Origin of the sequence: Sphingobacterium hotanense (genome assembly GCF_008274825.1) — a bacterium.
Lineage (GTDB): Bacteria > Bacteroidota > Bacteroidia > Sphingobacteriales > Sphingobacteriaceae > Sphingobacterium > Sphingobacterium hotanense.
Map to the genome: position 1 here is coordinate 1,154,721 of NZ_CP030848.1, position 13,841 is coordinate 1,168,561.

The 13,841-nt window shown below is 42.9% G+C and carries 10 protein-coding genes; 8 read left to right on the plus strand and 2 right to left on the minus strand.

The features are described 5' to 3' along the window. Nucleotides 1-56 precede the first annotated feature (56 nt). Together DSM08_RS04805 and aspS are read right to left on the minus strand one after the other, a co-directional pair. On the minus strand, nucleotides 57-1,442 hold the full coding sequence (locus tag DSM08_RS04805) for a LutB/LldF family L-lactate oxidation iron-sulfur protein (protein ID WP_149525090.1): 1,386 nt from the start codon (nucleotides 1,440-1,442) through the stop codon (nucleotides 57-59). 111 nt (nucleotides 1,443-1,553) lie between these two features. Continuing rightward, complete coding sequence (gene aspS / locus DSM08_RS04810) at nucleotides 1,554-3,308, minus strand: aspartate--tRNA ligase (RefSeq protein ID WP_149525091.1); 1,755 nt, start codon at nucleotides 3,306-3,308, stop codon at nucleotides 1,554-1,556. A gap of 571 nt (nucleotides 3,309-3,879) precedes the next feature. Here aspS and DSM08_RS04815 point away from each other — a divergent pair. From DSM08_RS04815 to murD, 8 genes are all read left to right on the plus strand, one after another. Continuing rightward, nucleotides 3,880-4,872 carry a transposase gene (locus tag DSM08_RS04815; protein ID WP_149525092.1) on the plus strand — a complete coding sequence of 331 codons (993 nt, stop codon included), beginning with the start codon at nucleotides 3,880-3,882 and terminating at the stop codon, nucleotides 4,870-4,872. A 918-nt stretch (nucleotides 4,873-5,790) separates the two neighbouring features. Continuing rightward, entirely contained in the window at nucleotides 5,791-6,264 is a 474-nt protein-coding gene (gene mraZ, locus DSM08_RS04820; RefSeq protein WP_149525093.1) for a division/cell wall cluster transcriptional repressor MraZ, read from the plus strand. Continuing rightward, nucleotides 6,257-7,168, plus strand: coding sequence for a 16S rRNA (cytosine(1402)-N(4))-methyltransferase RsmH (gene rsmH, locus DSM08_RS04825; RefSeq protein WP_149525094.1), 912 nt, complete (start codon nucleotides 6,257-6,259; stop codon nucleotides 7,166-7,168). The genes mraZ and rsmH overlap by 8 nt, the downstream gene beginning before the upstream one ends. Nucleotides 7,169-7,187: 19 nt before the next feature. Further along, nucleotides 7,188-7,598: an FtsL-like putative cell division protein gene (locus tag DSM08_RS04830; RefSeq protein ID WP_149525095.1), complete on the plus strand. Its 411-nt coding sequence runs from the start codon at nucleotides 7,188-7,190 to the stop codon at nucleotides 7,596-7,598. Between the two features lie 16 nt (nucleotides 7,599-7,614). Beyond that, nucleotides 7,615-9,741, plus strand: coding sequence for a penicillin-binding protein (locus DSM08_RS04835; protein WP_149525096.1), 2,127 nt, complete (start codon nucleotides 7,615-7,617; stop codon nucleotides 9,739-9,741). A gap of 1 nt (nucleotide 9,742) precedes the next feature. Next, entirely contained in the window at nucleotides 9,743-11,200 is a 1,458-nt protein-coding gene (locus DSM08_RS04840; protein WP_149525097.1) for a UDP-N-acetylmuramoyl-L-alanyl-D-glutamate--2,6-diaminopimelate ligase, read from the plus strand. Between the two features lie 5 nt (nucleotides 11,201-11,205). Next, nucleotides 11,206-12,450: a phospho-N-acetylmuramoyl-pentapeptide-transferase gene (mraY, locus tag DSM08_RS04845; RefSeq protein ID WP_149525098.1), complete on the plus strand. Its 1,245-nt coding sequence runs from the start codon at nucleotides 11,206-11,208 to the stop codon at nucleotides 12,448-12,450. Between the two features lie 9 nt (nucleotides 12,451-12,459). Further along, the gene (murD, locus tag DSM08_RS04850) at nucleotides 12,460-13,833 is read left to right on the plus strand and encodes a UDP-N-acetylmuramoyl-L-alanine--D-glutamate ligase (RefSeq protein WP_149525099.1); all 1,374 of its coding nucleotides are present in this window, start codon (nucleotides 12,460-12,462) and stop codon (nucleotides 13,831-13,833) included. Nucleotides 13,834-13,841: the final 8 nt, after the last annotated feature.

Here is a 13,841-nt window from a genome sequence, read left to right on the forward strand (position 1 = left end):
TTTTGGAGCCCTTTCATGAAAGGGCTCTACGCATTAATGTCCAAATAGACCCTTGATTACTTCTTCTTTTGCATTTCCTTATATTGCTGAGAGAATGATTTCTCTGCTATCTTAGGGAGTTCTCTACTTTCGCCCCATGCCTTTTTAAAGAAGTTCCTTACAAAGAAGTTTTTGGTCTTACCGCCGAAGAAGTCAATGATCTTGCGCTTCTGTATGGCCCAGGTAAAAAGACCCCAAGCTTTTTTCTCCGATCCGGTCGTAAAATTTTCCTGAACCGAATCGCGACGATTCAACAACAGCATCTTTTGAATATCAATGCCTACAGGACAAACCTCCGTACATTTTCCACATAGGGAAGACGCATAACTCAGATGTTTAAATTCCTTCATGCCGTTCAGATGTGGAGATATCAATGAGCCAATAGGTCCTTGGTAGGTCGTTTCATAAGTATGACCGCCAATATTTTGGTAAATTGGACAGACGTTTAGGCAGGCACCGCAACGAATACAGTATAGTCCCTGACGTTGGTCTTTTTGTTCTAATACATTGGTACGCCCATTGTCTAATAGGATTACATACATTTCCTCCGGTCCATCAGCCTCGGCGGCCTTTCGAGGTCCGCTCAGGAGCGTGTTATAGACTGTTAGGTTTTGCCCGGTTCCGTGGGAGGCTAGGAGAGGCCAGAACAGATCCAGATCGCCCATATTCGGGATGACCTTCTCTATCCCGACAACGGCAATATGTACTTTCGGAAAGGATGTCGTCAGGCGTGCATTTCCTTCGTTTTCCGTAATGGCAATACTTCCCGAATCAGCAACTAAGAAATTCGCACCGGTGATGCCAATATCTGCAGTCGTATATTTCTCGCGTAATATCTCCCGCGCCTTCATGGTCAACTCCTCTGCCGTCGCTTCCAAGGGCGTTTCGAAGCGCTCATGGAATAGCTTGGCAATATCTTCCAAACTAAGGTGCATAGCAGGAGTGACGAAATGATAGGGTTTTTGATCTAAAAGCTGAATGATAAATTCACCTAAATCGCTTTCAATAGTCTCGATGTTTTTCTTAGCAAGAAAGTGATTCAGTTCAATCTCCTCCGTCGCCATCGACTTGGATTTGATAACCGACTTCGCGTTGTGCTGTTCGATAATTTTCGCAATCTCTTGTCTTGCTTCTTCCGCATCATTCGCCCAGATCACATGGCCGCCATTCTTCGTAAAATTAGACTCGAAATCCAATAAATAACGGTCCAGGTTTTCCATCACTTTCCATTTGATCAGATTAGCCTTCTGTTTCGAATTCTCCAAGTCATGAAATTTCGATTTGCCACGCTCAAAAGCCACATTATACTTATCAATATTGGTATTGATAATCTGGCGATGGCGCAAATCGAAAGATTTAGTCTTACTGTCTTGAAGGAATTTGTCTGCTACTGATGCTGCCATAGGGTATTGTGTGCGATGTATACAAAAATAAAAGTTGACCGGGATATGGTCAACTTTTATAAAGATAATAATTTATCCGTTAATGAGTGGATGTGGTAAAACCGATTCCTACTATTTTGTTAAAGGTTTCAACGCAATATTCAACTCATCTAGTTGTTCTAAAGCAATTGTTGCAGGGGCATCAATCATTACATCACGTCCTGAATTATTTTTCGGGAATGCGATAAAGTCACGAATCGTCTCCTGTCCACCAAGAATTGCGGTTAAACGGTCAAGTCCAAATGCTAATCCGCCGTGCGGAGGAGCGCCATATTGGAAGGCATTCATCAGGAATCCAAATTGATCCTGCGCCTGCTCTTCCGTGAATCCTAGATGCTTGAACATCAAGGCTTGCATTTCTTTATCATGGATACGAATGGAACCACCACCAATTTCATTACCATTCAATACTAAGTCGTATGCATTAGCACGCACTTTTCCGGGATCGGTATCTAGTAGCGGCATATCCTCTAACTTCGGAGAAGTGAATGGGTGGTGCATTGCGTGATAGCGTCCGCTTTCTTCGTCCCACTCCAATAATGGGAAGTCGATTACCCATAGCGGTGCAAATTCATCCGGCTTACGTAGACCTAGGCGATTTCCTAATTCCATACGCAATGCAGATAACTGCGCGCGTGTTTTATTTGCCGGACCCGATAATACCAAGATCAAGTCGCCAGGTTTAGCGCCTGTGGCTTCTGCCCATTTCAATAAGTCTGCTTGATCGTAGAATTTATCAACGGAAGATTTTATGCTGCCATCTGCTTCATATTTTGCATAGACCATTCCTGATGCACCAACTTGAGGGCGTTTTACCCAGTCGATTAGCTCATCAATCTGTTTTCTAGTATAAGAAGCTGCTTCTGGAACAGCAATACCAACGACAAGTTCGGCATTGTTGAAAATAGCAAACTCTTTATGCTGCGCAACGGCGTTCAACTCACCGAACTTCATTCCAAAACGGATATCCGGTTTGTCATTTCCGTAAGTGCGCATCGCTTCGTCAAATGTCATTCTAGGGAATTGATCCAACTTGATACCGTGGATTGTTTTCAATAGGTGACGAGTCATGCCTTCGAAGATATTCAAGATGTCTTCTTGCTCTACAAATGACATCTCACAGTCAATCTGTGTAAACTCCGGCTGTCTGTCAGCGCGTAAATCCTCGTCGCGGAAACACTTAACGATTTGGAAATACTTGTCCATACCACCCACCATTAATAACTGTTTGAACGTTTGTGGAGATTGTGGTAATGCATAGAACTGACCAGGGTTCATACGTGAAGGTACGATAAAGTCACGCGCCCCTTCTGGAGTAGACTTAATTAAATAAGGAGTCTCCACCTCACAGAAGTCAAGGTTCGATAAATAGTTTCTAACCTCCTGCGTTACTTTATGACGGAAAAGTAAGCTGTTCTTAACCGGATTTCTACGAATATCCAAATAACGATATTTCATACGGATATCATCACCACCGTCCGTTTCATCCTCAATAGTGAATGGAGGTAGCTTCGATTCGTTTAGAATCTCCAAGTTGCTCACTTTAATTTCAATCTCTCCCGTAGGGATTTTACTGTTCTTACTTGAGCGCTCAATAACAGTTCCTGTCGCTTTGATTACAAACTCTCTCCCTAACTCACGTGCGCGGCTACGAAGGGACTCGTCATCATCACTGTTAAAGGTTAATTGTGTAATACCATATCGATCACGAACGTCAATGAAGGTCATCCCTCCTAAGTCGCGTGATTTCTGAACCCAACCACTTAAGGTTACGGTTTTTCCAATATCTTCAATTCTTAGTTCGCCACAAGTATGTGTTCTGTGCATGATTTACTGTCTTTATTATAGAAGGACAAAATTATCGGATTTATATTAAAATAAAGAATTGGATTTTATGTAGACGGAAGGGGGGCTTTTTTGGTTTTGAAAAAGGGGGATGTTTCTGAACATTTGGAATAAACAAGAAAGGAAAATTTGTCTTTGAACGTTTGGTATAAACAACAAATGAAAGTTTGTCTATGAACCAAGAAAGAAAGGATTTAAGGATTGGCAGGATCGTTTTGAACAGGATAGGCAGGATGCAAGGGTGGGCAGGATTGTTTTGTTTTGGACGTTTGGTTTCGAAGGGGCCTTTTGTTTTGAACCTTTGGTTTAAACAGAGAGTAATTGATGAATAAATACTTAATAGAAGATATAAGGTATTACCTAACGGAAGCGTTAGGATGAATAAGGCAGGTTGAACATTATTTTGAAGTAGTCGTTAAGGACTTTTCCTGGTATCTGTGCCTACCTTATTCATTGCCTAAGGCCAAACTAGAATAGTTTTATTATCAAAGGTACTTCAAAGGTACTAGGTAACGGGCAATTTTTCAATCATTTACATTAAAAAGTTTAGATCATGAAAAAAGATCGTATTACCTTAGGTGTCGACGTTTCTAAGAAGACATTGGACATCTGCCATTGGGGCACACATGATTTCATTAAGATCGAGAACAACAGTTCGGGATTTAAGCAATTGGCAAAGTGGATGCGAGGGAAAGGTTTTGTATCAAGCCAAGTCTTCTTTATCATGGAATATACTGGTGGATATGAATATAGATTCCTGCAGTATTGCGAGTCAAAAGGTCTTTCGTATACACGCAAATCTGGTCTAGAGATCAAGAAGTCGATGGGCATGGTCCGTGGCAAGAGCGATAAGCAAGACTCCTTTAGGATTGCCCAGTATGGGGAAGAAAAGGCTTATATGCTCGAACCAAGCGGTAAATTGAATTCTACAATATTTGATCTTAAGCAGCTGATCTCCTTTCGTAAACGTCTAGTGAGAGAGATGGCCGGTTACAAAGCGAGCAGCTCTGAGCGCAAGGCGATGTACGGGAAAGACGCAGGGAAGGTGATCCTGAAGGTCAGTAAAACAATGATAGATGTTTATAAGAAAGAGATCTACAGAGTAGAACGAGAAATCTTACAGCTCATCGAAAGCGATGAATCGCTCAACAGGAACTATCAGATCCTCAAAAGCGTCAAAGGGATAGGCCCGGTCAATGCCTGGATGACGATCGTTTATACGGAGAATTTCAAGGCTTTTACCGGTCCCCGAAAATACGCTGTCTATGCCGGTGTGATACCATTTGAGCACACTTCCGGGACCAGTATTCGCGGTCGAAAGCGAGTCTCGCATATGGCCAACAAGGCCATAAAGCAGGAGTTGAACCAAGCGGCAAAGATTGCCATTACACATGACAAGACGCTCCGAGAATATGCGCAACGGAAGCTCACAACCAAAGCTTACCCGTTGGTCTTGAACAATGTGAAATTCAAGCTGATTTTGATCATGTTTTCCTTGATCGGACGACAGGAGATGTATCGGGAAGATTATCATTATGCAGCGTGATAGAAAAAATATTAAAGAAAATTTGCATATGTCAAAAACCTAGAATACCAGGAAAGGAAGGATTCAAGGATGGACAGGATCATGTATAGTGTTGGATGATGGTCTAGGCTTCGTGCGTTAAAGGAGACGTTTAGTGAAACGTCTCTACGCATTGGCGTCCAATTGGCTTCTATACAATTTTGTAATATATAGGCGGTATTCATAACGAACCGCGTAGAGACGTTTCACTAAACGTCTCCTAGATAATATGCTGTCCATTCCTTCATCGGACGCTATACCCGATCCTGTCCATCCTTGCATCCTTCCTTTCCTGGTTCAGAAATAGTTGTTAGTACTTAGTATAAAGACCTATGGCGTAATATCCCGCTCATCCTTACATCCTTTCTTTCCTGGTTCAGAAAAAGTATTTAGTAGTTAGTACTTAGTATAAAGACCGATGGCGTGATATCCTGTCCATCCTTGCATCCTTCCTTTCCTGGTTCAAAGACAATGTCTTAAATCTAACATCTAATCTCTATAGCCGCCATAGGTCTAACTACTAAATACTAAATACTAACTACTCCCCATTCAAACCCCAATTAAACCCGCTCCAGAGCGGGTTTGATTGGGGTTAATATTGGGTTTAGAATGGCTTTGACTTGAGCTTGTTTTATCTTCTCCCACTTTCAGCCACTTTGTTCCTATTTTTCTAATTTTTTATGGAAAACCTTCCATTATTCCTTCCTTAGTCGATGGTTTTCAATCGATTTGATACATTTTTTAATTTATTGTAATTCAATATAATCCTTTGATTTTGTTGCGCTAGAGGCTGTTTTTGTAGTCGTATTATGATGTGGAAAACTTTTTTGTGGGGGATTGTGGGAGATTGTGGGGGAAAGTGTCTACTTTTACATTAAAATTAGTGTAGACGTATACTGAATGAATCAATTAATCGGAGAATTCGAATGTAAGCTAGACACCAAAGGAAGAATGGTGGTTCCAGCTTCGCTTAAACGGCAGCTGCCGGAAGCGGAGAGGGAAGGGCTTGTCGTGAACCGAGGTTTTGAGAAGAATTTGGTGATTTACACGAGGGAGGAATGGAATAAGAAGATGGCGCAGCTGGCGAAGCTGAACCAATATAATGCGAAGAACAGAAACTTCATTCGTCAATTTATGCGTGGTGCAACGGAATTGTCTTTGGACTCTGCGGGCCGTGTGTTATTGCCGAAGGGTTTGTTAGAGTACGCAGGTATTCAAGCGGATGTTGTTCTAGCATGTCAGTTTGATAAGATTGAAGTGTGGTCGAAAGCAGAATACGATGCGATTATGGATGCGGATATGGGCGATGATTTTGCTGCACTAGCGGAAGACGTTATGGGTGGATTTGATTTCGGAGGGATGGAGAATGAGTAACGAAATCGGCTACCACGTACCAGTGATGCTCCAGGAGTGTATTGATGCACTTGCTATAAAGCCAGACGGGATTTATGTAGATGTGACCTTCGGTGGAGGTGGACACTCAAAAGAAATATTGAAACACTTAGGGCCAAAGGGTCGTTTGATCGCATTTGATCAGGATCCGGATGCTGTTAAGAATGCTTTGGATGATCCTCGTTTCACGTTGATCCATCAAAACTTTAGGTTCTTAAAAAATTATTTGCGTTTAGAGGGAATTCGTGCCGTTGATGGCATCTTAGCCGATTTAGGCGTTTCCTCACATCAGTTCGATGATGCTGACCGCGGTTTCTCGATTCGCTTTGATGCGGATTTGGATATGCGGATGGATCAGGTTTCGGACTTAGATGCGCGCAAGGTATTGAGTACCTACGCTGAAGAGGATTTGCATCGCATCTTCGGGATGTATGGTGAAATCATCAATGCGAAGACTTTAGCAAAAACAATCGTTACTGCTCGTTTAAATCAAGAGATCAATACGGTTGCTGAACTAAAAGAGGTGATCAAGAAATTAGTTCCGAAAGGTAAAGAACATAAATACCATGCGCAGGTATTTCAGGCTTTACGTATCGAAGTAAATAAAGAGTTAGAAGCCCTACAGGAGTTTTTGGAACAGACGGTTGGGGTTTTGAAAGAGTCCGGACGATTGGTGGTGATGTCTTACCATTCTTTAGAAGATAGATTGGTTAAGAATTTCATGGCGAAGGGTAAGTTCAAAGGAGAGGTGGAGAAGGATTTTTTCGGGAATGAGATCAAACCATTTAAAGTAATCAGCCGGAAGGCTATTGTGGCGAATGAAGAAGAGTTGGCGAGAAACAACAGAGCGCGCAGTGCGAAATTGCGTATAGCAGAAAAGGTGTAATTGAAGCAAAGACTAGCGAATGGCGAGGAATACGATAAAAAATAAAGAGCTAAGCGAGGAAGTGCAAGAGGAGATGTCTGATGCTTTGGAAGAAAAGGTGGAAGAGACGGAAGATTTCCTGAAGTCCATTTTCTCCCAAAAGAAGCTCTCTACTTATCTCGTTGCCAAGAACCTACCGTTCGTGGCTTTTTTGGCCTTGTTGGGTTTGCTTTACATTTCAAACCGACACCTTGCGGAGAATACGGTTCGTCGAATCGACCGCCTAGGGAAAGAGGTGAAAGAGTTGAGTTGGGATTATAAATCGTTGAATGCCGAGTTGATGAAATTAACGACGCAGACAGAAATAGCGAAACGTGCGGATACATTAGGTCTGAAGGAAAGAACCGAACCGCCGATCAAATTGCAAGTAGTAAAAGAAGTTAAACAGTAAATACAAGAACCATTACATGAATATTAGGAAATCCATATTGATTAGGGTGTACCTGGCGTTCGGGCTAATGGTATTTGGTGCCCTATTGGTTTTCGGGAAGCTCTTGCATTTACAGTATGTGGACGGTGACCGTTGGAGAGCGATCGCTGATAGTTTGACAATTCGCGAGCGTGTTGTTGAAGCTGCACGTGGAAACATCTATTCAAACGATGGTAGCTTATTAGCAACCTCGGTGCCTGAGTACGACATTCGTTTTGATGCGATGGCGATTCCTGCTGAAGAGAACGATGTTTTTAACGCTCGTGTAGACTCCTTGGCAATTCAACTATCAAAATTCTTCGGTGATAAATCGTCCAGACAATATTTGGGACAATTGAAAGAAGCGCGCGCCAAGAAACAGCGCTATTTGTTGATCAAGCGTGCGGTCTCGCATCAACAGTTAAAAGCATTAAAGCAATTTCCTTTATTAAAAGGGTTCAAAGAAAATAAGAAACGCTACTCAAGTAGCTTAATAGCAGTGCGCGAGAATAAGCGCATTTTGCCGTTTACTAATCTTGCGGCTCGTACCATAGGTTACAAAAATACCAAAGGCGACACCGTTCGTGTCGGCTTAGAGGGTGCTTATGGCGATTATATCGAAGGGCGCAGCGGTGTACAATTAATGCAGCGTATCGCAGGCGGTGTCTGGATTCCGGTGAATAGAGAGATGGAAGTTGCTCCGACGGATGGTTCAGATATTATCGCAACCATCGATGTCAATATGCAGGACATGGCGCAACGTGCATTGGAGAAGCAATTGATCCAAAGTAACGCTGATAACGGTTGTGTGATCCTTATGGAAGTGAATACAGGTGAGGTTCGCGCGATTGCGAATTTCACACGTGATACCGAAGGCGTTTATAGAGAGAAATTTAATTATGCAATTGCGCAGGGTGCGGATCCAGGTTCGACTTTTAAGATTGCATCTTATTTGGTGGCGTTGGATGATGGCGTGATCGACACGAATACTATTGTAGATATTGGCAACGGTACGTATAAAGTGCCGAGCCATACGATTCGCGATTCGCATCCGCCGAAGAAATCTAAAGTTACCGCAAAAGAAGCATTCGAAGAGTCTTCGAATGTGGGTGTTGCCAAGTTGATCAATCAGCATTATGGTAGCAACCCTGCAAAATATACAGGTAAGCTGCATAAATGGGGCTTGAACGATCCACTAGGTTTGCAGATTCCAGGAGAAGGTAAGCCTTGGGTTAAGATGCCGGATAGCCGCTCATGGAGCAAATTGTCTTTAGTGCAGATGGCTTACGGCTACGAATTGAAATTGACTCCGTTACAGACACTGACGTTGGTGAATGGCGTAGCGAACAATGGGCGTTTATTGGCTCCCTTATTCGTTAAAGAAATCCAGCATTTAGGAAATACCGTGCAAAAGTTTGATGCACGCGTCATTAATAAACAAATGGCATCGGAAGATGCTATCCGCAAGATGCAGAAGATGATGGAAGGTGTAATGGTGGAGGGAACAGGAAAGCGCTTGCGTAGTCCGTTGTACAGTTCAGCGGGTAAAACCGGTACTGCGCAGATGGCGGACGGCTCAAGGGGATATGGCGCTCGTCGTTATCAATCATCTTTCGTTGGTTACTTCCCTGCGGAGAATCCGAAGTATTCGATGATCGTCGTGATCCGTAACCCAAGAAATGGTTATTACGGTGGGTCAGTTGCCGGTCCGGTATTTCGTGAGTTAGCAGACATGGTTTATGCGAATGACCTGTCTTTACATAGCACATTAGACAAGCGTCAGGTAAATTTTAAAGGAGCGAAAGTTCCATATACATTGAGAGGTTCGAAAGATGCCACAGCAAAGGTTTATCAGATGTTGGGTATTCAGTCCGTGAACTGGAATGCGATAGTTCAATCGGATTCAGGAGCGAACAGCACCAACGCTTTGCCATTTACGAGCGCAGAGTTTAAAGAAGGGGTTGTTCCGGATGTAAAAGGTATGGGCTTAGTGGATGCCATCTTTGCGATGGAGAATGCAGGCTTCAAGACCACTGTACGTGGAAAAGGAAAAGTTTTTAATCAGTCATTAGCTGCCGGACAGCGTTTGAAGTCGGGTACTAAGGTGTTAATTGAATTACACTAATATGTTGTTAAAAGAATTGTTACATGCTATCCCGGTAAAGGATTACCAAGGCACTCTCGATGCAGAGGTGACTTCGGTATGTCTGGACTCTAGAAAAGCACAGGCAGGTTCTGCCTTTGTAGCGGTTCGTGGGCATCAAACGGATGGTCATTTGTTTATCGCAAAGGCTGTCGAGTTAGGTGCAAGCGTGGTGTTATTGGAAGAATATCCTGCTGAAATTTCAGAGGGAGTAACCTATATATTGGTTGATGATTCTTCATTTGCGCTAGGTGTTTTTGCAGCGAATTTTTATGGTAATCCATCCAAAGATTTAAAATTAGTAGGGGTTACAGGCACTAATGGTAAGACGACGGTGGCGACATTGTTATTCAATCTTTTCACGAAGTTGGGCTACCATGTTGGATTGTTATCAACGGTTCAAAATCAGATCGGCGATCGCATTGTTCCTGCTACACATACGACACCAGATCCGATTTCTTTGAACGCATTATTGCGTGAGATGTTGGATGATGGTTGCGACTATTGTTTCATGGAAGTGAGCTCGCATGCCGTTGTTCAGCAACGCATTGCTGGATTACGCTTTGCGGGTGGGATTTTCACGAATATCACACATGACCACTTAGATTTTCACGGCACTTTTGCCAACTATATCAAGGCAAAGAAGAAGTTCTTTGACGATTTAGATCGCTACGCTTTCGCATTGACGAATATCGATGATAAGAACGGTGTAGTGATGCTTCAAAATACATTTGCGCATCGTAAGACTTATGGTCTGCATCAGATGGCTGATTTCAAGGCTAAGATTTTGGAAAGCCATTTAGATGGGATGTTGCTGCAGATTGATAGTCAAGAGCTATGGGTTAAGTTGGTTGGGCATTTCAATGCCTACAATTTATTAGCGGTATATGGCGCTGCCATTTTATTGGAGCAGGAAACCATGAAGGTTCTGACTGCTTTGAGCGAGATTTCGGGTGCAGAGGGACGATTTGAAACGGTACGTTCGAACAATGGGATTGTTGCTATCGTGGATTATGCCCATACGCCGGATGCAGTTGAGAATGTGCTGGAAACGATTCTTGATTTAAGAAAGCAAGGTCAACAGGTATTAACGGTATTAGGCTGTGGTGGTGACCGTGATAAAACAAAGCGCCCGGAGATGGCGGAAGTTGCCGCTCGATTGAGCGACAAGGTGATATTGACGTCGGATAATCCGCGTTCAGAAGATCCGGTACAGATCATCAGAGATATGGAAGCTGGCTTGCCGGCGGAGAAGAAGAAGAACGTATTCTCGATTACCGATCGTAGAGAAGCGATTCGTGCGGCGGTTCACTTAGCACAACCGGGAGATGTTATCCTTGTTGCAGGCAAAGGGCACGAGAAGTATCAAGAGATCAAGGGCGTGAAGAATCACTTCGACGATCGTGAGGAATTAGAAAATATATTTAACGAGATCAATTAGAGAGGATGTTATATTATTTATTTACTTGGCTTAATGAACATGTTCATATCCCGGGAGCTGGATTGTTCCAGTATATCTCATTCCGGACGGCCATGGCAGTTATTGTTTCGTTAATTATCACGACGGTATTCGGTAGTCGTTTGATTCGTTTGCTTCATCAGAAGCAAGTAGGCGAAACGATTCGTGATTTAGGTTTGGAGGGCGAGAAGAAGAAGCAAGGAACACCGACGATGGGTGGATTGATCATTATCGCAGGTATCCTTATCCCAACCTTACTGTTCGCGAAGCTAGATAATATCTATGTCATCTTAATGATCATCACGACGGTATGGATGGGGGCGATTGGATTCTTGGATGATTATATCAAAGTATTCCGTAAGAATAAAGAAGGATTAGCGGGACGTTTTAAAGTAATCGGTCAGATTGGTCTTGGGGTTTTGATTGCGATCACCATGTATTTCCATCCGGATATCGTGGTTCGTCAGCAAGTGACCAACCCGACTTCTTCGAAACCGGTGGAGGTGGTTATCAACCCATCAACTGGCGAAAAGATTTATGCGGAGAATGTGAAGTCGACCAAGACGAATATTCCATTTTATAAGAATAATGAGTTTGACTATGCGAAAGTCTTAGACTTTTTGGGTGTGAATAACCCTTGGGCGACTTTCATGGTTTTCTTAGTTGTGGTCGTATTTATTGTTACGGCGGTTTCGAATGGGGCCAATATAACGGATGGGATAGACGGGCTAGCCACGGGGACCTCGGCAATTATGGGGATTACTCTGGCGATTTTAGCCTATGTATCGGGTAACATTATTTTCTCGGACTATTTGAACATCATGTACATTCCGAACTCGAGTGAGTTGGTAATTTTTGCCGGTGCCTTTATCGGTGCATGTACAGGTTTCCTTTGGTACAATGCTTATCCTGCTCAGGTTTTCATGGGCGATACAGGAAGTTTGGCCATCGGCGGTATCATTGCTGCTTTTGCGATCCTGATCCGTAAGGAGCTTTTGATTCCGGTATTATGTGGGGTCTTCCTGATTGAGAATCTATCGGTAATTCTTCAGGTGTCCTATTTCAAGTTCACGAAGAAGAAATATGGTGAGGGTAGACGTATCTTTTTGATGTCCCCATTACATCACCACTACCAGAAGAAAGGATATCATGAATCGAAGATCGTGACGCGTTTCGTCATTCTGTCGATTATCCTCGCGATTTTGACCATAGTTACATTGAAAGTTAGATAAAATAAGAAGATGTCAAATATAGCACATACCTATTATCCACAATCTGGCCGCCTGGTTATCCTAGGTGCGGGCGAGAGTGGCGTAGGTGCTGCAATTTTAGGTAAGGATAAGGGCTTTGATGTATTTGTTTCCGATATGGGGCAGATCGCCGATTCTTATAAGCAAACCTTGGAAAAAGAGCAGATTTCTTTTGAAGAGGGCAAGCACAGTGAGGAATTGATATTGAATGCTGATTTAGTGGTGAAGAGCCCGGGTATTCCGGAGAAGGCTCCATTAATCAAGCAGCTACGTTCTTTAAATAAACCATTGATCTCAGAGATTGAGTTTGCCGCTCAATACACCGATGCGAAATTGTACTGCATTACAGGATCCAATGGCAAGACGACAACCACCATGCTAACCTATAGCTTGTTGAAAGAGGGTGGGGTGGATGTTGGTCTGGCAGGGAATATCGGTAACAGTTTCGCTTTGCAGGTAGCTCGTGATCCGCATGCATGTTATGTATTGGAGATTTCCAGCTTTATGTTGGATGATATGTATCATTTCCGTGCAGACGTTGCTGTCATCTTAAATATTACGCCCGATCATTTAGATCGTTACGAATATAAAATGGAGAATTATGTGGCTTCGAAATTCAGAATGCTGCAGAACCAACGCGAGACGGATTACTTCATTTACTGTTTAGATGATCCGGAAACAGTAGCGGCATTGGATAAGCATCCGACAAAGGCTATTCATTTGCCATTTACACAGGAGCAAGCATTAACACAGGGGGCTTTTGTTGATGCAGACAACACTTTGAACATTTTAGTACCTAATAGAGAAGTTTTTACCATGAATATTGAAGAATTATCGTTACAGGGCAAGCACAATGTTTACAATAACAGTGCGGCGGGATTGATTGCAAAAGTTCAAGAATTGCGCAATCAGTCGATGAAGGAGAGTATGGGATCCTTTGTAAATATTGAACACAGACTTGAGCATGTAGCTAGCGTTGGTGGCGTGAATTATATCAATGATTCAAAGGCAACAAACGTGAACTCGGTATGGTATGCGTTGGAGAGTTTCTCTACGGATATCGTATTGATCATGGGGGGTGTGGATAAAGGCAATGATTACGACATGTTGCGTGATCTTGTGAAGTCTAAGGTAAAGGCTATTATCTGTATTGGTAAAGATACGGGCCGCATTCATGAGGCTTTTGAGGATGACACAGAAGTGATCGTTAATTCCGCGTCAATGTCTGATGCGGTTCAGATTGCTTCTCATCTTGCGAAAAAGGGAGACACGGTATTGTTGTCGCCTGCTTGTGCAAGCTTTGATTGGTTCAAGAACTACGAAGAGCGTGGTGATAAATTTAAGGAAGCTGTAATGGCTTTATAATAATATAG